This is a genomic window from Peribacillus frigoritolerans, from assembly GCF_001636405.1.
Classification (GTDB): domain Bacteria; phylum Bacillota; class Bacilli; order Bacillales; family DSM-1321; genus Peribacillus; species Peribacillus frigoritolerans.
The window spans coordinates 4317442-4337747 of the sequence record NZ_KV440950.1; the positions used below are offsets into that span (position 1 = coordinate 4317442).

The 20306-nt window shown below is 41.9% G+C and carries 17 protein-coding genes and 1 pseudogene; 3 read left to right on the plus strand and 15 right to left on the minus strand.

Going from position 1 to position 20306, the window contains the following annotated elements; genetic code table 11:
* Positions 1 to 190 precede the first annotated feature (190 nt).
* The 13 genes and pseudogenes from nadD to A6755_RS20430 form a co-directional block, all read right to left on the minus strand.
* The gene (gene nadD / locus A6755_RS20370) at positions 191 to 844 is read right to left on the minus strand and encodes a nicotinate (nicotinamide) nucleotide adenylyltransferase (RefSeq protein ID WP_063591782.1); all 654 of its coding nucleotides are present in this window, start codon (positions 842 to 844) and stop codon (positions 191 to 193) included.
* Between the two features lie 16 nt (positions 845 to 860).
* The gene (locus tag A6755_RS28155; RefSeq protein ID WP_347343060.1) at positions 861 to 1175 is read right to left on the minus strand and encodes a cyclase family protein; all 315 of its coding nucleotides are present in this window, start codon (positions 1173 to 1175) and stop codon (positions 861 to 863) included.
* 71 nt (positions 1176 to 1246) lie between these two features.
* Positions 1247 to 1486 (minus strand): cyclase family protein, encoded by a 240-nt coding sequence (locus A6755_RS28160; protein WP_323602027.1) that lies wholly within the window; start codon positions 1484 to 1486, stop codon positions 1247 to 1249.
* 14 nt (positions 1487 to 1500) lie between these two features.
* Positions 1501 to 2346, minus strand: a complete 846-nt coding sequence (kynA, locus tag A6755_RS20380) for a tryptophan 2,3-dioxygenase (protein WP_063592631.1) — start codon at positions 2344 to 2346, stop codon at positions 1501 to 1503.
* Between the two features lie 17 nt (positions 2347 to 2363).
* The gene (locus A6755_RS20385) at positions 2364 to 3713 is read right to left on the minus strand and encodes an amino acid permease (protein ID WP_034314336.1); all 1350 of its coding nucleotides are present in this window, start codon (positions 3711 to 3713) and stop codon (positions 2364 to 2366) included.
* 14 nt (positions 3714 to 3727) lie between these two features.
* Positions 3728 to 4895, minus strand: a pseudogene (gene kynU / locus A6755_RS20390) (kynureninase).
* A gap of 49 nt (positions 4896 to 4944) precedes the next feature.
* Positions 4945 to 6459: a carboxylesterase/lipase family protein gene (locus A6755_RS20395; RefSeq protein WP_063591783.1), complete on the minus strand. Its 1515-nt coding sequence runs from the start codon at positions 6457 to 6459 to the stop codon at positions 4945 to 4947.
* 246 nt (positions 6460 to 6705) lie between these two features.
* The gene (locus A6755_RS20400; protein ID WP_052137486.1) at positions 6706 to 7119 is read right to left on the minus strand and encodes a MerR family transcriptional regulator; all 414 of its coding nucleotides are present in this window, start codon (positions 7117 to 7119) and stop codon (positions 6706 to 6708) included.
* A gap of 84 nt (positions 7120 to 7203) precedes the next feature.
* Entirely contained in the window at positions 7204 to 8844 is a 1641-nt protein-coding gene (locus tag A6755_RS20405; protein ID WP_063592632.1) for a SulP family inorganic anion transporter, read from the minus strand.
* A 493-nt stretch (positions 8845 to 9337) separates the two neighbouring features.
* Positions 9338 to 10747 carry a GH1 family beta-glucosidase gene (locus tag A6755_RS20410; protein ID WP_063591784.1) on the minus strand — a complete coding sequence of 470 codons (1410 nt, stop codon included), beginning with the start codon at positions 10745 to 10747 and terminating at the stop codon, positions 9338 to 9340.
* A 259-nt stretch (positions 10748 to 11006) separates the two neighbouring features.
* Positions 11007 to 12128 carry an NADH-dependent flavin oxidoreductase gene (locus A6755_RS20420; RefSeq protein ID WP_063591786.1) on the minus strand — a complete coding sequence of 374 codons (1122 nt, stop codon included), beginning with the start codon at positions 12126 to 12128 and terminating at the stop codon, positions 11007 to 11009.
* A gap of 21 nt (positions 12129 to 12149) precedes the next feature.
* Complete coding sequence (locus tag A6755_RS20425) at positions 12150 to 12458, minus strand: iron-sulfur cluster assembly accessory protein (protein WP_063591787.1); 309 nt, start codon at positions 12456 to 12458, stop codon at positions 12150 to 12152.
* A gap of 92 nt (positions 12459 to 12550) precedes the next feature.
* On the minus strand, positions 12551 to 13537 hold the full coding sequence (locus tag A6755_RS20430; RefSeq protein WP_063592633.1) for a Gfo/Idh/MocA family protein: 987 nt from the start codon (positions 13535 to 13537) through the stop codon (positions 12551 to 12553).
* 206 nt (positions 13538 to 13743) lie between these two features.
* Between A6755_RS20430 and A6755_RS20435 the strand changes: the two genes are divergently transcribed.
* Positions 13744 to 14529 (plus strand): SDR family oxidoreductase, encoded by a 786-nt coding sequence (locus tag A6755_RS20435; protein WP_063591788.1) that lies wholly within the window; start codon positions 13744 to 13746, stop codon positions 14527 to 14529.
* Positions 14530 to 14578: 49 nt separating this feature from the next.
* Here the strand turns inward: A6755_RS20435 and A6755_RS20440 are convergent, their stop codons facing one another.
* A complete protein-coding gene (locus A6755_RS20440) occupies positions 14579 to 15811 on the minus strand; it encodes a multidrug effflux MFS transporter (RefSeq protein WP_377307419.1) in 1233 nt (410 codons plus the stop codon).
* Positions 15812 to 16656: 845 nt separating this feature from the next.
* Complete coding sequence (locus A6755_RS20445) at positions 16657 to 17634, minus strand: 2-hydroxyacid dehydrogenase (protein WP_063591789.1); 978 nt, start codon at positions 17632 to 17634, stop codon at positions 16657 to 16659.
* Positions 17635 to 17941: 307 nt separating this feature from the next.
* Between A6755_RS20445 and A6755_RS20450 the strand changes: the two genes are divergently transcribed.
* Both A6755_RS20450 and A6755_RS20455 read left to right on the plus strand, forming a co-directional pair.
* The gene (locus A6755_RS20450) at positions 17942 to 18907 is read left to right on the plus strand and encodes an MBL fold metallo-hydrolase (protein ID WP_063591790.1); all 966 of its coding nucleotides are present in this window, start codon (positions 17942 to 17944) and stop codon (positions 18905 to 18907) included.
* Positions 18908 to 19097: 190 nt separating this feature from the next.
* The gene (locus A6755_RS20455) at positions 19098 to 20294 is read left to right on the plus strand and encodes a M14 family metallopeptidase (RefSeq protein ID WP_063591791.1); all 1197 of its coding nucleotides are present in this window, start codon (positions 19098 to 19100) and stop codon (positions 20292 to 20294) included.
* Positions 20295 to 20306: the final 12 nt, after the last annotated feature.

Sequence of the window (20306 nt, forward strand, 5' to 3'; positions counted from 1 at the left end):
TCAGTTCTCTGATCAGCAATTATTTTGATTTTGTATATCCTTACCATAAAACAAAGTTCACCAAGTTGTCAACTAGGTATTACATGTCCCTTTAATTAAATTCATTCACATTTGCAGGTTGAAAAATTCCCTAAACGAAAAGGGCTCATCCACCGGGGAGATCGAGCCCTTTTTAATACCTTGCCAACAATTATGAATTTGATGATTTTTGATAAAGCTTATTTTCCAATATATACTGATAACACTGATCGGGCAGTAAATATCGTGGTTCCCCGCCCATTGCAAATTCATCCCTTATATATGTAGAACTGATTTCCATGGAAAGGCCTTTATCAATAAGGTGAAATGTATTGCCATCATCATAATTCCTTAGCAATGGACTTTTGGATATGATTTTCAGCATATCGATTCCATCCCGAGCCATGACAATGAATTTATGATTGGCAATCAATTTTTCCCTGAATTTCCATCGTAAGTGTACCGGCAGCTCCTGATTATCAATATCTTCAAGTAAATCTGCACCCATTATGAAGTAAACTTCGTCTTTTGGAAATCGAGATTTAAAATATTCCATCGTATACCAAGTATATTGTTTACTCGTTCCGGCACGTTCATTAATTTCATAATCACTGACTTCGAATATCGGGTTGCCCCCTATTGCCAGCTTGAGCATTTGCCAACGGTGTTCATTGCTTGTTTTCATCTGTTTATCGATACGGCCATTTGCGCAAGGTAAAAAAATCACCTTGTCCAGCTTAGCACGATGCGCAATGGTGGATGCTGTCCATAAATGCACATTCGTGACCGGATCGAAGGAAGATCCGTAAATCCCAATTTTACCCATCATCTTATCCCCCTCATCAGCCTTTCTTCTTCACCACGGCCCTGACCGGGCTCCCGTCCCCTGCTTCCAATGCCAGCGGCAATGCAGCCAAATCGTACAGCCCAGGCTCCAGTCCATCAAGGACCAGCCCTTCGAGTATATGAATTCCACAGCCTGACAGTTTATTGTGGGCAGGTAATTCTTTGCTGTCGAGACAGTCGACTGAAGGTAAATCAAGCCCAAGGAGCCTAACCCCTTTATTTGCAAGGAAGGGAACTAAATCTGGATCAACCGGTGGAATCCATTCCGGAAAACGGCTAAGGTCCTTCCATTGACCTGTTGCCACCAACAACCGCCGGACCCCTGTCAATTCGATGCCTTCAAAAGCTTTAATGCCAATGCTTTCAGCTGCATCCACCTTTACTACGGTAGCAGTGCCAATATATAAATCAAGATCGAGTTCGATGATTTTTTTCCATTCTCATCAAAATGAGAGGGAGCATCAATATGAGTTCCTAAATGTGTACTCATCCGGATTTCCCCTATATTGACGGAAGACCCTTCAGCCATTGATGAATTCAGCCGATATGAATATTGCGTATCTCCTGGCCAATATGGCGTATTTTCATTGAGGCGCTGAGAAATATCTAACCATTGATTCATATGTTCACCCCTCCTTACAGTTTGGTCCTTAATGTCCATAGCTCAGGAAAAAATGGCTGTTCGACCACTTTTTTCAGATAACTTACACCGGACGATCCGCCAGTTCCCTTTTTATTGCCGATGATACGTTCTACGGTGCTCATATGATTGAATCTCCAGAATTGTTGTTGACCTCCAATATCAACGAGTTTTTCGGCCAGCTCATACAAATCCCAGTAGTTATGCACATCACGGTAAACGGTCAGCCACGCGCTTTCAACACTTGCATTTTCCTGATAAATGACAGACCAATCCCTGTTCAATACCGATTGATCAATGGGAAGTCCCCTTGCAGCCAAAGCCCCTATAGCCGCATCATAAATACTAGGTTTATTCAAGGCTGCCATCATCGACTCATAAAGCTCGGGCTGATGACCGAAAACGGCCAATATTTTCGAATTCTTTTGACCCATCGCAAATTCTATCAACCTGTTCTGAAATGATTGAAACCCTGAAGAGTTTCCTAGTTTCTCCCGGAATTCCATATAATCGGATGGCGTCAATGTCGAAAGCACATTCCAGGATTGAACAAGTTGCTGTTGGATTCTGGCCACTCTGGATAGCATCTTAAAGGAAGGCTCCAAATGTCCTGCCACAATATGATCAGTTGCTGCAGTCAATTCATGGAGGATCAATTTCATCCATAATTCACTTGTTTGGTGAATGATAATGAACAGCATTTCATCGTGATGGCCGGAAAGCCGATGCTGACTTGATAATATTTGATTTAAATGCAGGTAGTCCCCATAGGACATATCTTTTTCAAAATCAGTTACCATACTTTCTTCCAAACGATGTTCATCCCTTGGACCCTTATCCATACCATCCCTCTTTCCCTTTACTTTCTTTTGAATTTCGACATCAATAAATAAACGATGCAAAGAAAGATCAGCCATGGAACCCCGAACTGGAGCACGATTTTAAATGGGCCAGTGAACCAGGTGGATACCGTCAAAGCAAACAAAAGAAATGCACCCAGAATCGTTAGATATGGAAATCCATACATTTTAACCGGTAATTTGCGGCCCCCTGATTTCTCCCACCTCTTCCTGAAATATAAATGGGAAATGAACACCATGAACCAGGTTAGAATGGCTCCGAACATCGATATCCCCATCATGAATGCATATGAAGTATCCGGAAGCAGGACTTTTACTCCTGCAGCAAGAAATATTCCTAAAGTGGATATGAGAAGGGCCCTTAGCGGGACACCTTTCCTGCTCACTTTTTGAAATAGGGCTGGAGCCTGATGTTGCTCGGATAATGAAAATATCATTCTGGTGGAGGCATATAATTGACTATTCATTGCAGATAAAGCCGCGGTTAAAATAATGAAATTCATTATCCCAGATGCCCCGGGAACATTCAGGATTTCCATTACCTTGACAAATGGGCTCTTATCAATACCGGCAGCTTGCCAGGGAACAATCATTAACATGATCCCGATAGTCAGTACATAAAAAGTGGCAAGCCTGAAGACAGTTGCCTTCAAAGCTTTAGGTACGGCTATATCCGGATCCTTTGCTTCCCCCGCCGTCACCGCAATCAGCTCAGTTCCTAAAAAGCTGAAAAGCGAAATGAATATAGCGACCCAAAGCCCCCAAAATCCGAAAGGCATAAAACCTCCATCACTGGCATAGTTCTCTACACCGATCCCGCTTGAAGGCTCGGCGCCAATCACCACATAGGCCCCCAGTAGAATGAATATGACAATGGCGCTTATCTTGATCATTGAAAATACATACTCAAAATTGCCGAATGTATTGACACTCGTCGCATTTACATAGATTAGCAGTGCAGCAAAAAGGACAATCCAAATGCTCCCAGGCACAGCCGGAAACCAATATTTCATATAAACAGCGATGGCACTCACTTCGACACCAATGGCAAGAACATTCGCTATCCAATAGGAATACCTCACAACAAAACCCGCAAATGGACTTATATATTTTTCCGCAATGGTTCCAAAGGATCCCGATGTTGGATGGGCTACAGTCATTTCCGCCAAACATCCCATCAGCAGAAGGACAATGAATGCACCTATTGCATAGCTGATAAGTACACTTGGACCAGCCGTGGAAATCGCAAGGCCGCTGCCCAAAAATAACCCGGTGCCAATTGCACACCCCATGGCTATCATAGTGATTTGATTCGATGATAATTCACGTTGAAGCTTATTTTTCTCCATATGTTGCTCCCATTCTAGGCAATGATTCCCCTTTTATTTTCATAGTTTTCATATAATCTGCCGTCCGTGACCTTGTTTAGTACCTGTACAGTTTCGTAGACTTCCTGAAAAGAGGTATAAAGAGCGACAATTCGGTTCACGATAATCGGGATTGATGGCCTCTTGTTTCAATGCTTTACATATTCTCGCAGCTTCTGGATGTTCAAGGATGATATGACCGCCCATTTTTGATTCATGCCTTGGGCTCTCAATTCCAAATCCATATCCCGTTTATTCCGATTGTATTAAATCCATAAGATATTGAGTCAGCCTCAAGGATTTCTTCCGAACTTGTTCTAACCCCGCTTCCGCAAACATTTCAAGCGAGCCTAAAAGGGGAGCCATGCTTAATAAATGGGGAGTTCCAATTTGAAAGGCACCTGCCGAATTGGCCTGGGTAAAGGTATGTTCCATAGCGAACTGCTTATCTTTCCGCGAGCCAAACCATCCAGTCAACCCAGGCTTCCTTGCGAAATGCTTCCGATTCACATATAACCCCACTACACATCCTGGTCCGCCTCAAATGCTTATGCGGGATGGCACCCACAGAATGACAGGCATCGAATCCGATCATGATTCCACGCGCATGCGCTTCCTTCGTTAACCTTTCCATATCAAGGATCTGACCGCTTCGATATAAAACCGTCGGAAGTACAATCAACGCTATTTCCTCGTTCATCTCGGCTTTTCACCTGAACCAAGTGTGCCGAGGGGTCATGCCCATGTAATCGCAGCTGGCTTTGAAGTGCATAGATATCACTTGGAAAGGTTAGTTCATCCGCCAAAATCTTATTCCTGCCAGCTCTCGGTTTTAAAAAAAGTGGCTGCAAGCTGATGCAGATTAGCCGTAGTCGACCCTCCCATTATCACTTCATCCTCTAAAGCTCCTACCAACGGGGCACTCAATTCACCCAATCTCTCAGAAAAGTAAAACCAGGGCTCAGCGCCCTCCGTCCAGCCATTGATCCCATACTTTTTCCAATCTTACAATTACTCCATTAAACTTTTCTAAGCCCGCTTCGATAAAAGTCCCAATGAGTTGCCATCCATATAAATCATCCCGGGGTTTAAATAGAACTCCTCTCTGTAAGAAACTAATGGGCCTTCCTGATCCATCGTTTTCGCATACTCTTTCGTTGACATGAAATTATGATATCCATGTTCTCCCCGCTTCCTTCCAATCCACTTTTTTTCACTTGTAAATCCCTACCCCTTCCCATGCCAACCTTATCATTCTGTCAGGATCTTTTTCAATATAATCCTTTTTATCAAAAATCATTGTGTAGTGGTTGGTTTCATCATATTTCGGCCAAATTTCACCTTCCGGGGGGTTGGGGTTTCCATATTTCGCAAAGTTGACCCAATGGCCCTGCATTCTATGGGAAACCTTTAGGGCAGCTGACCTTGAACCATATGAAACAATCCGTTTCCCGAATGCCGAATCGAAAGTCTGGAAAGCAAAAGGGATTTCCATACCATGCGTCGCCCCTAATTTACTTATGCGCATGGCCGCCGTTTTATAATCAAAACGATACATCCATGTTTTTTCAAAGCGGCTGTATGCCTCCGCATACCAAACCGAGGGAATATGGAAAGTCGCGTCACGGCCAATGACTAGTACAGCTTCCTTTTCTGGATAGTTTGTATAAGCGTTCGTAATTCGCTCTTTCGCCTTCGGATCAGTATTTTCGAACATTTTATGAATCATCGCCATATTAGTTGGGATTAGCGGGGGGGCCATCTGATCGAATAATGTCGCTTCGTCCCTATTTGTTCCTATAAGCAAGGGTATTCCCCCTGCTCTTCCGGATCGAATCGAATCTAGTGGATAATCGGGCAGGAAGTCACCATCTACGACTGGTCCAAATGCTAGGGAGCCCGGCATTCCCTGTGAATTTTCCTGTAAAAGTTGGTGGGAGGCAGCGACAATCTCTTGAACCGGAAGGGTTTTTAACCGGTGGATTTCACCATTTCCAATGCCCAATATCTCAAGGAACCTTTCACTCAATTGGCGCGCAAATCCTTTTCCGTAAACAGATGTCGGAGCAGGACTTTCTGCAATGGCCTGCTTAAAAAGCCCCCTTGCTGAAGGTACAGTAAGTAAAGTAGTCACCGCATTACCGCCAGCGGATTCACCAAATATCGTAACATTATCAGGGTCGCCGCCAAAAGCTTCTATATTTTCTTTAACCCATTTCAAAGACGCAACTTGATCACGTAAACCTAAATTGTTTTCAAATATTTCCTCTTCACCTGCCAACTCGGTAAAATCCAGATATCCCAGTGCCCCCAGCCTATAGTTGATGCTTACCACGACTATATCTCCATTTTTAGCCAGTAAGTGTCCATTGTACATATCAAGGGATCCAGCTCCCGTTATATATGCTCCCCCAGGAATCCACACCATGACCGGCCGTTTTTTATCATCAGCTCTAGGCGACCAAATATTCAGGAACAAGCAATCCTCATCCATTTTTTCATTTGTGCTCATCCCTGTTCTTACCGCACGATCCAACGGCTGCGGGGGAACGGGACCAAAATCCACTGCATCCATGACACCGCTCCAATTATCAACTGGCTCCGGAGAACGGAAACGCAGTCCATCAATCGGCGCTTTCGCATACCTGACTCCACGCCAAACGTATATATCGTTTTCCATAGTACCTTGAAGATGTCCTTTTACCGTCGTAACTATTGATCCAATCATTCCCACTCACCTCTTTATATAGTAGTAGATATGTAAGTTCTTCTTTTTCCATTCCCTTATATCCTTCATCTTTATCGAAAAAAGATCTATATTGTCAGTTCAGCCAAAATAAAGGAATACCATCGTATATAAAGCTCCGGTTATCCTTAGGAGTTTGAATTGTTATTTTAAATCATGGTTTTCAAATACCCCGTTCAACAAAAAAAGACCCAATCAGGTCTTTTTTTGTTGAACTCGGCAAAAATCTTAGGCAAGCATGGCAAGGATACTCAATAAAGAGCTGCCCCGAACGGAAAGCTGCTGTGCAGCATATGTTAATTGCTGTTCATCGAGCTGTTCCAATAAAGGCTTTAATTCCAGCAATTCATTCTCCAGTCCTCTAAGGTCTGTAGATAGCTTGTCCACCATCAAGAGCACCTGCTCAGAATCAACAGTGGTTTCAGACAATACTTGTAACCGTTCCTTGATTTCAGTCAAAGGCATATTCTGTTCTTTATACCGATTAATCATTTGAAGACGATTTAAAGCATCTTCTGTGTAATACCGATATCTTGACCCCGTTTTTTCATAGTTCAGCATTCCTAATTGTGTGTAATAGTCAATGGTTCTTCTCGAAACATTCGCAAGTTCAGCAAGCTGGCCAATCCGATATACATTCACCCAGATAGTCACCTTCTTTAAAAAATCTACTGTTAACGATACTATAACATATCTATCCGAAAAGGTGACTTCAAGATGAAACTATTAGACTACTTTATCCGAATTGCCCTTCAGCTGCTTCTTGGCAAAATACAGGGCATCTTCCTTCGATTTAAAAAAGTGCTGTTTTTCTATTTTATGATACAACCCAGTGCTGAGTAACAATTCCTTTGGTTGCTGCTGAATTCCGGAAATGATCAATTTCCCCTTATATTCTCCGATGCGATTAACGATCGCCAATAGTGCTGCCTCTGCTGAAGTGTCCATATATGTTACCCGGCGCATGCTTAATACCAACACTTTCGTCTTATTATCCAAGTTCTCCAATATCGATGACTCCAGGACGTCTATCGAACCAAAGAAAAGAGGTCCTTCCAAGTTATACACATTGATCTTCGAATCCGAATTATCAATTGGAACAATCTCGCTAATCTCATGACTTCTTTCCCTAACCTTTAACGTGTGGCTCATTTTTGCAATGAAGGTGATGAATGCAATCAATAAGCCGATTCCCACTCCCATGATTAAATCAGTGAAGACAGTGATGAGGAAGGTGACTAGCAAAACCGCAGAATCCGCCGTCTTCGTTTTCAATACATGAGCGAATTCCTTTCTTTCACTCATATTCCAGGCAACAAACATCAATATGGGTGCCATGCTAGCCAAAGGTATATGCGCTGCAAATGGGGAAAGCACCAGCAAAACCAGTAAAACGACAATTCCGTGAATGACTCCTGACATCGGGGAGGCTGCCCCGCTTTTTATATTGGTAGCGGTCCTGGCGATTGCTCCTGTTGCAGGTATCCCGCCAAAGAATGGCGTCGCGATGTTCGCGATTCCTTGCCCAACCAACTCTTTGTTACTATCATGCTTGGTACCCCCCATGTTATCCGCCACGGTAGCGGATAACAATGACTCGACACCGCCTAACAAGGCAATTGTAAAAGCAACGGGAAGGAGTGTGATAATGACTTCCACTGAAAGCTCCGGCACTTGGAATTCCGGAAAACCTTTCGGAATCGCTCCATAAGTAGAACCAATCGTTGCCACCTTATCGGGAAATAAAAAGTAAGCTGCAATTGTTGATATCAGCAGACCCAGAAGCGGTCCTGGCACTCGTGGCACAAACCTAGGTGCCAGCAGTATGACGACAAAGCATATGATCGCAACGATCACACTGTATAGATTGATCGTGTCTGCTTTAATCACCAGTTCCTTCATGTTATCCATGAACGCTTCATGTTTTTCCACTTTCATACCAAAGAAGTTGGCAATTTGCCCTGAAAAGATTATTATCGCAATTCCTGTTGTAAATCCAATGATGACAGGACGGGGAATGAACTTCATCAAATTGCCTAACTTAAGCAGACCCATCAGGACTAACATTATCCCCGCTAAAAACCCGGCAATAAGCAGGCTTTCATATCCATATTGCATAACGATTCCAAATAATAAAGGAACGAACGCGCCGGTCGGCCCGCCAATTTGATATTTGGAGCCACCCAAAATCGATATGAGGATTCCTGCGATGATGGTCGTATATAACCCGTAAATCGGTTCGACGCCTGAAGCAATTGCAAAAGCCAGCCCTAAAGGAATGGCTACAACCCCTACGACCAACCCTGCCGTCACGTCTTTTTGAAAACCCTTCATGTTATATCCTTGAAATCTAGAATCTTTTATCATCTTTTTCAAACTCACATCCTTAGTCGTTTTTTAAGATTGGAATCTAGCATCATCATGAAAATGACATTCTTTTTAGAGGGAGTTACTTGTTTGAAATTAATCTAATTATTGTAGGCATTTTTCAACGGGACAAACCAAGCGGGGGACTTTTCAAAACTAAGAAATAATCGTCATATATAATCTCCTTTTGTAAGGTTATTTGACATGGACTCGACCACGCTTCAACATTATACAGTAAAACGTAAAACTGTACATTGTTAGAAATGTTAACATTTGTTTACAACTTTTTGAATATTTTTACATCATCATTACAATCCGGGACCATTTTTCCAGTCTAGTTAATTTGAAGCCGGAGATTCAGACTACGAATCAGGAGGTTTGAACTTTGGTCTAATTCCCCATACCGGAAAAAACTTGATCAGTGAACAATGGAAAAAGCATGTTGTGAGAAAGATTGCTCAAAACATGCTCTGCCCTAATATACACTTTCAGTTTACAGCTCTTCTCCTCTCGTCTCGATAATATGCTTATACCAATGAAACGACAGCTTCTTTTTCCGTTTTAACTGATCATGATGATCCACGTAAATAAATCCGTATTGCTTCTTATACCCGTTTAACCAACTTAAAAGGTCAATGACAGACCATGCGTAATACCCTTTTAAATGGATGCCTTCTTTGATTGCACGTTTAATCACTTTTAAGTGTTCCTCAATATACTTAATGCGCGGAACATCCACTACTTCACCATCGATAATCGGATCCTCATCCCCAAGTCCGTTTTCTGTAACATACATTTTAATATCGCCGTAACGTTCTTTTAACATATGCAGCCCATCTAAAAATCCTTGAGGTGAGATTTCCCAGCCCCATTTTGTATAGGTTTTATCTTCCATTTTCACGGTCCGATAAAAGCCATCAAAAGACGGGTTCCCTGGAGCCAGAGTAGATGTTTCTCTTGAGTGCTCCATGTTTGAAACGGCTTCCAGGTTTTTTTCCACCCGAATGGGCTGGTAATAATTGAGTCCAATAAAATCATTTTTCTCCGCATTCCTTTTTAGCATATCCAGTTCTTCTTCTGTCCAACTTGGTGTCCAGCCTCTCTCCTTTAATTGCTCAACCACATAAGCTGGATATTCACCTTTTAAAATTGGATCATAATACCAAAAGGTTTCATATTCATTGGCATGCCGAGCAGCTAATACATTTTCATGTTTGTCATCAATACTATAAGCTGGCAGGAATACATGGGTAATCCCAATTTCACCGTAATGATTCAGCGCCTTGTATACCTCTACCGTTTTGGCATGTGCATAAAAAACATAATGTGTCGCTTGAAAGTATTTATTTTCATCGTTTTGGATTCCAGGCGGGTGCGCTCCTTTTAAATACCCTAAACCGCAAAACATAACCGTTTCATTAAACGTGATCCAATGTTTGACTCGGTCGCCGAATGCGCGAAAACAAATCTCCGCATACTTGACGAATGCTTCAGCTGTTCGCTTATTCGTCCATCCCCCATCTTGTTCAAGCGTCAAAGGCAAATCCCAATGATACAGCGTAACAAATGGGACAATCCCATATTTTAAGCATTCATTAATCACATTATTATAAAATTCCAAGCCTTTATCATTGACTTCCCCATCACCTGTTGGCAAAATACGGGCCCATGAAATGGAGAAGCGATATGATTCAAGTCCCATCTCTGCCATTAATTTAATATCTTCTTTGTAACGATGATAATGATCTATCGCTACATCCCCATTTGTACCTTCAAAAGTTTTCCCCGGAATCTTTGAAAAAACATCCCAATTCGTCATACCTTTACCATCTTCATCCCATGCTCCTTCTATTTGAAAAGAAGCAGAAGCTGCTCCGAATAAAAAATCGTGTGGAAATTTCATTAAAAACCCTCCCTTTTCATACCTGCTTATTAAATTGATAATAATATATTTTATTCATTGGTACAAATATTATTTTTAGTTCACGTGAAACATAAGCCTTATAGATAGTATTTACTATCACGGAATGATTAAATCCAGAATCCCGCTGAATCACTCTCTCTTTTTCTAGCAAAAGATAATCGATACTTAGTAGCATATGAACATACAAAAACCCGTCCACCTTTTGGGGACGGGTTACACATATTAAAGATGTTAGCAATCATTCCACAACCGGGAGCCAACCTTTTATCCCGATCAACTTTTCCCAAAGCGGATCTGGAATGACCAGTTCATCCTGATCTTTTTTTGAGAGGGTAGTCCGTATTTCCGCTTCTTTTCCAGACCTGATTTTTTCAATCCAATGCGGTTCCATAAGAAGTTCACGGCCAAGGGCGATAAAAGGGACCCCCGTTTCCATGGCTTCTGCAACTTCATCGGGTGTATGCAGTGAACCTACACCGACCACCGGGATACGATTACCTACTTTATCGTAAATTTTAACGATGCGCGACTTTGTCCTATCACTCTCACGGAATGAGCCATTCCAGAAGTGACCTACTGATATATGTAGATAGTCCAGGTTTTGATTCGCTAATCTATCAACGAATTGGATCGTATCATCTAAAGTGATTCCAGGATTGCTGCCTTCTTCAGGAGAAAGGCGGTAGCCAATTATAAACGGCTTTTCTGCATGCTCGGCAACCGTTCTCTCGACTTCATTCACAATGGTAAGCGGGAAAATCAATCGTTTTCCCAATGTTCCGCCCCATTTATCTGTACGGCGGTTCGAGTGTGGCGAGAAGAATTGTTGAAGCAAGTAAGTATTGGCACCATGGATTTCCACACCATCGAAACCTGCTTCGATGGCCCTTCTTGTTGCTTCGCCAAATGCCTTAATAACGTCTTGTATTTCATCTTCATTCATTTCCCGCGGTACAGGTGCTTCCTCGCTGGAAGCAATGGCACTTGCAGAAACAGGTTGGTTATCAGGCAATAATTCCGGCGGACTTTGACGGCCTCCATGATATATTTGCAGGATCGCTTTTGACCCGTTGGACTGAATCGTTTCAGCTAGTTTTCTCAAGGATGGGATAAAGGAATCGTCATCTGCACCTAGTTGGCCTGGGAATCCCTTGCCCCCAGCAGATACATAGGCACATGCCGTGACAACCGCACCTGCACCAGCCGAGCGCTCGGCGTAATAGGCCAGTTCATCATCGGTTACAACGCCTTTGTCATCCGAAGAATAAGTGGTCATAGGAGCCATCATGATACGATTTTTCACTTCTACCCCTGATGGAAATATATATGGTTGAAAGATCTTTTCGTATTTTTGATTCATGCCAATCCTCCCCCTTTACTATTAGTGGTGATGATGTCCATGCGGTTCTTTAGAAGGATTCGTGATTTCAAAGCCTTCTTCAGGAACATAAAAATATTTAATCCAGACACCATCCAGAAATTCTTCACGTGAATCAAGCAAAATATCGATATCTTTATCTGTTTTGACGATTTCATCATATTCTGCCGGTGTATCAAGCTTCATGTCATAATGGGCATGATCGCCATGCATATGGGTGATATATACACGAATCATTTTCCCTTCGGCTTCTTCAGTGCTGAGCATCTTTTGTAAGACCTTTGCTGCATTGCGATTTATTTTGCACTTCATTTCCATTCCCCCAACAATAAAATTATCCCTGTACTAGTTCTACCCAATTAAGGGATATCAGTAACATCCATTTTTCCCCTTCATGATTGGCCTTATCCACGGTCTGAAGGAAAGACGATGCCGATTTGCCTTCTTGCTTCATCCATGATTTCCATAGTCAACAGTGAATTCGAATATGTATTTATATCGGATTCCATTTTCCCCTGCTGTATCAAATCAACAAATTCCTTCGCTTCATAATACATGGTAGGCATATCCTGTTTAACGGAAATATTTTCAGTGGTTCCATCCCGATACTGAATATCCACCGCTTGCGGTCCTGAAATTTTCTGAATGATGATGCTTCCATGTTCACCTTGAATTTCCGATGGCAAATTGGACTCAGTAATTTTGGAAAACATGACGACTGCCTCCATTTCATCATAGGAAAGCATAATCGTACCTTGCCCATCAACTCCTGATTCGAGCATCGTTCCTGATGCCTGCACCTTATTCGGTTTACCGAACAGTACTACAAGTGGATAGAGGACGTAAATGCCTAAATCCATTAAAGAGCCACTGGAGAATTCCGGATTGAATGCATTCAGCACAGTTCCTTGTTTATATGAATCATAGCGTGATGAGTATTGGCAAAAGCTTCCCGAGAAACGCCTAATCTTCCCGATTTTATCCAGATTCCCCTTTATACTTTCGAAATTCGGCATGATGGTCGATTTCATCGCTTCCATCAATAGCACATCATTTTGTTTTGCAGCCTCAATCATTTCCCTTACTTCTTCCGCATTCGAGGCCATTGGTTTTTCACATAATACATGTTTTTTATTTTGCAAAAATAACACGGCTTGCCTGCAATGATGAGAGTTAGGGCTTGCTATATACACAGCATCGATTTCATCGCTGCTGGCCATTGCTTCTAAATTCGTAAAAGTCGTATGTACTTCGTATTTATTGGCAAATTCCTTTGCTTTCTCCTCTGTACGTGAATACACGGCGGTTAACGATAAACCCTCTACATGCTTTGCAGCCTCCAAAAATCGTTCCGTGATCCAATTTGTACCTATTACCCCTAATCTTATCAACATCCTATCCCCTTTCAAGCTAACTTTATCATGTCCTCAATATACAGACATTTCACTGAAAAACAAAGTAAATTGAACACTCGCAATTGCTTAAATTGGATTTTTTAGGCAATATTCGTTTATAATTTTTCTATATTACAACTGCCATGATGTTTCTACATACTCCCAAAATGGGAAAGAAAACTTAAAAGGAGCGTGTGAAGTGTATGACAGAATTAATGAAAAACAAAGTTGCCATCATTACCGGTGGGGGATCAGGAATTGGCCGGGGTGCCGCACTGAAACTAGCTGAAAACGGCGCGAACATCATCTTTTTTGACCGTACAGTCGAAAATGCCGAAAAAGTGAAGGAAGAAGTCGAAAACCTTGGTCGAGAGGCTTTAATCATTAAAACGGATGTTTCCAAGGCTGAGCAAGTTGAACTTGCCTACAAAACAGCCCATGAACATTTTGGGAAAATTGATTTTGTATTTGCAAACGCAGGCATCAACGGAGTGATTGCCCCTATAGAAGACATAAAGCCGGAAGATTGGGATAAGACACATACCATCAACCTCAAAGGGACCTTTCTCACCATCAAATACGCCATTCCTTACATGAAGGAAACGGGTGGCAGCATCGTGATCAACAGCTCCATCAACGGAAACCGATACTTCAAGAATTTTGGTTTTTCCGCTTATAGTTCATCCAAAGCCGGTCAAGTCGCTTTCGGTAAAATGGCCGCACTCGAATTGGCAAGATATAGAATCAGGGTAAATACCATTTGTCCCGGTTCAATCGATACGAGCATTGACGATAATACATTCCCGGAAGAAGAAAACCTTAAAAAAATCAGGATTCCCATTGAATATCCCGAAGGCTCCCAGCCCCTGGCGAGGAAAGCGGGGACTGCCGAACAAGCTGGTGATCTCGTATTGTTCCTAGCATCAGACATGTCCTCCCATGTTACGGGCACGGAAGTTTATATCGATGGAGCAGAATCATTATTATGATCCAAAAAGGAAAAGCTGAAATCCACATCAGGATTTCAGCTTTTCCTTTTTAAGCAACTCGCCTTAACCCGCGACGGGCAAGGAGTAAATAAGCGCACATGGCGATGACATGACAACTTACCATCACAATTCCCATCGGCAAGGGCGACTCACCTGAACCTAACCCTACCAGGGGAGCCATTAGTGATCCCAATATGAAGGGAAGCAAGCCAATTAAAGCCGAGGCACTGCCTGCTGTTTTTTTCTGATTTTGCATCGCTAAAGAAAAACTCGTTGTACCGACAATACCGACGCTGGAGACGGAGAGGAATAAAGCGGCCAAGATTCCGGCCAAGCCCATTTCAAGAAGGACTGAGGCAAGAAGTAATATTCCCCCAAACAAAGCTAGGCATAACCCCATTTGAAGCAATCTTTCTTCTTTAACCTTGCCTGCCAGCTTCCCCGCAACTTGTGAAGCAATGATGATCCCAACCCCGTTTATTGCAAAAATCAGGCTGAAGGTCTGTGGGGAAACCCCATAAATGTTCTGGAGAACAAAAGGCGATCCGGAAATATAAGCGAACATTGCGGCACTTATGAATCCTTGTGCAAAAGCATAGCCCATAAACACACGATCCTTCAATAAGTTCCCAAAAGTCCTGATCGTATCATTTACCCCGCTAGCACTCCTGTGATTGGACGATAAAGTTTCCTTTATCCCAAAAAATGCAGCTGCAACCATAATGATACTTAATACTGAAATGACAATGAAAACGCCCCGCCAAGAAGTGAACTGCAAAAGTTGACCGCCAAAAACCGGAGCCAATATCGGTGCCGCCCCATTCACCAGCATTAACATGGAGAAGAACTTGGTCAAATCCGTTCCTGAAAAAAGGTCACGAACTATGGCCCTTGAAATGACAATGCCTCCCGCTCCCGCAATACCTTGGATAAAACGTAATAATAAAAGCAATTCAATGGTTGGAGCAAAAGCGCATAACAGAGATGAAATGCAATAAATGGATAAAGATATGATTAACGGTGAACGCCTTCCTTTTGCATCACTTAGAGGCCCTAAATAAATTTGGCCCAAAGCCAACCCTAACAAGCAGGCAGTCAAGCTTAGCTGCGCTAATGACGTACTGCTTTTCAGATCCTCTGCCAGTGTGGGGAGACCCGGTAAATACATATCAAGTGACAGTGGTCCAATCGCTGCAAAAGACCCTAGCATAAGAGCCATCAACAGCCTTTTGGATTTAGTCATTTCGTTGCCTGATGATATCGTTTCCTTCATTTCAATCATTATTAACCCTATCCCTTTCAACTAATTGTTCTTCCTAATAAACTCGACTTTCTTTATTTTACAAAAGATCGGCACAATTTACGATAAGTATGCTCCACTTGAATGGGATTCTCCTTTCGGCACTCAGGTAAGCACAGGTGTATCAAAACTCTGAAATCTTCTAAAAAGGACAAATCATATTTCAGGAAATATCATTTGAAAATACTACGAACCAAAGAAACACTATTACATTCCCCATAAAAAAATGACCCCATTTTTTGGGTCATTTCAGATTGTAGACAAACTCGATGAAAATCGAGTTTGTCTATTTTTATGGCTTGTACAATTTGGACGTTGATTGGAACGTAGGGCACTCGCTTTCCGCGGGCGGGCGGTCGGGGAGCCTCCTCGGCTTTCGCCTGTGTGGGTCTCCCCTAGACGCACTTTTCTAAGCAGGAGTCTCGAACACCCGCTCCAATCAACTTTGTCTTACCTTTTAGTTAGAACACTTTTGCCTGGAGTCATTTTTGTTTTAAAATAGAAGTATTAAAACTTGAGGTGATGAGGATGCTTTCTAAACATGATTCTATTCAGCGAGATCAACTTGAAGTGAAGAGAGCTTGCCTGCAGTTTTTTTATTTAAAAAAGGTTGCCGGTGATTTCAGAAATCCGCTCCCTTTCCGCCGACTGTCTGCCAAGCCTCCTTGACGCAAGCGTCTGTGGGGTCTCGGCAAGCCAGTTATTCGGCAGGAGTGCCGCAAATTTCTTCAATCCAATAAGGTTATAGTAAAAAAACATGAAGGATAGTCTATTCTTGTTTTAAATTCTTTGTTCGGGACGAAACCAATCCGAACCCCATTTTAGCGTCATTTTGATTTATTCAACAATACTAAATTACGAGGAGTATCACCAGTTAATCCGTCCACCAAGTTTTGTACAGCAAGAGTTGCCATTTTCATTCTTGTGGCAATGCTAGCACTCCCGATATGCGGTAATGTAACCACATTGGGCAAAGTTAGCAGCGGGTGGTCCAGAGGGACGGGCTCTTCTTCGAATACATCCAATCCAGCCGCCCAAATCTCTCGATTTTCCAGCGCCTGGTACAACGCTTTTTCATCGATAATTCCGCCTCTTGCGGTATTAATGAGCACAGCCGTCCCTTTCATCAATTCCAGCTGCTCCTTGCCAATCATATAAGCCGTTTCCGCTGTGAGCGGCAGCATGACACAAACGAAATCCGAGATTTGGAGCAATTTTTCAAGGGGCTGATATTCGATTCCTAACTCTTTTTCCTGTTCATATTTACGGCTTCGATTAAAATAAACTAAGTTCATATCAAATCCCTTAGCTCTTTTTGCAAGGGCTTCCCCAATTCTGCCTAACCCGATGATACCCAGCGTTGCACCGTGTACATCTTGTCCTGTCAGCTGCATCGGCGACCATGTTTCCCACTTTCCACTCCTTAAATAATCTTCTGCCTCCATCATCCTCCTTGCCGTTGCAAGCAGTAAGCCGAAGGTTAAATCAGCTGTCGTTTCCGTTAAAACTCCCGGTGTGTTCGTTACCATGATGCCCCGTTTTGTTGCACTTTGAACGTCAATATTATTATGGCCCACTGCCATATTCGCGATGATTTTCAGATTGGGTGCCTGTTCAATCAGTGACTCATCGATTTGTTCCGTCAATAAGCAAAGCAGCCCCTCGATTTCTTTCATTTCTTCTACAAGGACTTTTCTAGGGACCGGTATATCCTCTTGATCCCACATCCTGACATCATAATTCCGACTAAGACCCTCGATGATTTGTTCTGGCAATTTCCTTGTAATATAAATTTTTGGCTTCAAACCATAACCTCCTATACCGTTTCGTTCCATGTAACACATTTAGTTTTCATTACAATAATTAAATTTAAAGAATATTGGCTAAATGACTAGCTTGTTTATTCAATTTTAAAATAAACTAGATAAATAGACCATCCATTTCCAATCAATCTTACTATTAAATTTCTTGATTGCCTGGAAGCTTCCGCTTGACAGTTTCAATTCATTCAACCAATCATAGAATAATAACCATTTACATCTATTCGGTCATTAGTAATATCGCAATTTTCCAGATGAAGTTTATCTCGATTTAGGAGGATATGGGACGTTCATGAAAACGAATACAACATTTAAAGTTTATCCAATTATAGCTCCAAGCGCTTTATCTTTAAAAAGTATAAACTTTTATTTAGTTAAACAGGATGAATCTTTAACATTAGTCGATGCAGGTATGAATGATGACGTTTGCTGGAATGCACTGCAGCAAACATTAAACGAAAATGGATTTACAGTTGGGGACATCACGGAAATTTTGTTAACCCATCACCATGGAGACCATGTTGGTTTGGTCAACCGGATTACCGAACTCCATCCGATTCCCGTTTATGCCCATTCTAAATCCATTCCCCGTTTAAAAAGGGACCCTGACTTCTTAAGTATGAGAATTGAATTTTATAAACAGCTATACCTTGAGATGGGCTGTGGTGAACTTGGAGATAAACAAGTGGCTTACCTATTCAACGCGGTCGATAATAATAAAGATCAAAAACTGAATGGTGACATCATCGCAATCACGGAAAAACACTGGCTGAATTTTGAAGTGATCGAATTTCCCGGGCATGCCCCGGATCAAATTGCTTTCCTTGACCGAGAAGGGAAACGGCTTCTTGCCGGTGATTTATTGATTGAACATATCTCAAGCAATGCCTTGATCGAACCTGATGAAAACGGTAATAGAATGCTGACTCTTGTAGATCATATCGATTCATTAAAACGATGTTTAGCATTACGTGTGAATCTCCTCTTTCCTGGTCATGGTAACATCATTGAACAACCTGGTCATACGATTGAAAAAAGACTCAACAGCATAGAGAGGAAATCACAAAAGATCCTGGCCTTGATAGAATCCGGAATTTCTACAGGCAATGAGCTGGCAAAGGAGTTTTACAAACAAAAGTATATAACAGAATTCCCGCTCGTCATGTCAGAAATCATCGGCCATTTGGATTATTTGGAATATCAGGGGAAGGTCACGAAACAACTCGTTGAAAATGTAGTTCATTATCAAGCTAAATGACATCAATAAAGGCTGAATTCGAAATCGTCCCCACTAAGTAGGGACTTTTTTTATGGGAAAAATGTACAAAATAATTGAATCTGAAATACATAGGTCTTTTTGGGTGTTTTAATGAATCTAACAGGAAAACGATTAGAAAGTGAAGAATATATTTCTGAATATTAAATATTTTCAGAATAGGGGATTGAATGTGAATAGAAAATTATTAAAGGTTTTAAGTTCAACAGTAGTAGCCGCAGCATTACTTGGCCCAAATGTCAGCTTAGCTGAAAGAGGACCAAATCCGACAGGCGGAACGAACCTTTCTACCGAAGCATTCCTAAATTATGACGAACTTGCAAAAGAATTAAATCAACTTGAGCAAGCGAGTTCAGGGATAGTCAATGTAGAAGTGGCCGGAAAAACGAATCAAGGCCGTTCCATTCAAAAAGTGACTGTCGGTCATGGTGACAAAGTCGTTCTTATTCAAAGTGAAATTCATGGAAATGAAAAAACTGGAACTGTCGCGTTATTGAACATTCTTAAAAACCTTGGTCAAAGTAACTCGCCTGAGGTAAAGAAAGTGCTTGATGAACTAACAATTGTTGCCATTCCAATGATGAACGTAGACGGCTCAGAGCTTGATCGTCGTGGAAATGAGATGAAATGGTCTGAAGTTGTAGGTAAATTCCCCCAACTTTCTAATGCAAAACCTACTTGGAACTATTACACTACTCCCAGATCAGGAGACGACTATGCTAGCAAACCGGGATTTGATGTTAATCGTGACTTCAATCCAGACCTAAATTATGTACCAAAGCCTCAAGACTTCCCGGGAGCATCTGAAAAGCCGGGCTGGTTTATTACCCCAGAAGCGCAAACGGTACGTGACACATATAAAGAGTTAAAATCGAAATTCGGGAAAGTGGATGTTTTTATCGATCTTCATCACCAGGGGTTCCCATATATCGAAGGAACTGATGAGCGCGCGACTATGTCAATATCAGGAAAATTCGTTCCTAACCCTAGCACTCCAGAAGGGGCTAAATATGCAGAGTATGCAGATGATTTTAAATATGATTTCTCCCGTCAGTTGACACTTACTGCGTATAATGCACTGCAAGCAAAAGGGAATTCAGTTTTTACAAATATTTCATTATACGATCAATCCATTGACTTGCCAGGAACTGCATTAGGGACGTTTGCTTTAAACGGAAGTGGGACGGTTCTATTTGAAGTTAGTGGTCAAACACAAAACTTTGGGCAAAAAAAGAATGGCCAGCTCGTAAAAACGGTTGAAACGGGGCTAATGGGTATTATCAATGGTGTAACAGATGGATCGGTTCATAATCTTAATCCATCAGACTATGAAAAAATCCCTGAAAGTTCATCTACACCCGGAATCTAGTTAATTTTGAAA

What these genes read in the sequence shown, in the direction of transcription:
- kynA (WP_063592631.1), bottom strand. Translation starts at nt 2,346, where the DNA reads ATGGATAAGGGTCCAAGGGATGAACATCGTTTGGAAGAAAGTATGGTA.
- A6755_RS20435 (WP_063591788.1), top strand. Translation starts at nt 13,744, where the DNA reads ATGACAGAATTAATGAAAAACAAAGTTGCCATCATTACCGGTGGGGGA.
- A6755_RS20425 (WP_063591787.1), bottom strand. Translation starts at nt 12,458, where the DNA reads ATGAAGTGCAAAATAAATCGCAATGCAGCAAAGGTCTTACAAAAGATG.
- A6755_RS20420 (WP_063591786.1), bottom strand. Translation starts at nt 12,128, where the DNA reads ATGAATCAAAAATACGAAAAGATCTTTCAACCATATATATTTCCATCA.
- A6755_RS28160 (WP_323602027.1), bottom strand. Translation starts at nt 1,486, where the DNA reads ATGAATCAATGGTTAGATATTTCTCAGCGCCTCAATGAAAATACGCCA.
- A6755_RS20395 (WP_063591783.1), bottom strand. Translation starts at nt 6,459, where the DNA reads ATGATTGGATCAATAGTTACGACGGTAAAAGGACATCTTCAAGGTACT.
- A6755_RS20410 (WP_063591784.1), bottom strand. Translation starts at nt 10,747, where the DNA reads ATGAAATTTCCACACGATTTTTTATTCGGAGCAGCTTCTGCTTCTTTT.
- A6755_RS20450 (WP_063591790.1), top strand. Translation starts at nt 17,942, where the DNA reads ATGAAAACGAATACAACATTTAAAGTTTATCCAATTATAGCTCCAAGC.
- A6755_RS20440 (WP_377307419.1), bottom strand. Translation starts at nt 15,811, where the DNA reads ATGATTGAAATGAAGGAAACGATATCATCAGGCAACGAAATGACTAAA.
- A6755_RS20405 (WP_063592632.1), bottom strand. Translation starts at nt 8,844, where the DNA reads ATGATAAAAGATTCTAGATTTCAAGGATATAACATGAAGGGTTTTCAA.
- nadD (WP_063591782.1), bottom strand. Translation starts at nt 844, where the DNA reads ATGGGTAAAATTGGGATTTACGGATCTTCCTTCGATCCGGTCACGAAT.
- A6755_RS20385 (WP_034314336.1), bottom strand. Translation starts at nt 3,713, where the DNA reads ATGGAGAAAAATAAGCTTCAACGTGAATTATCATCGAATCAAATCACT.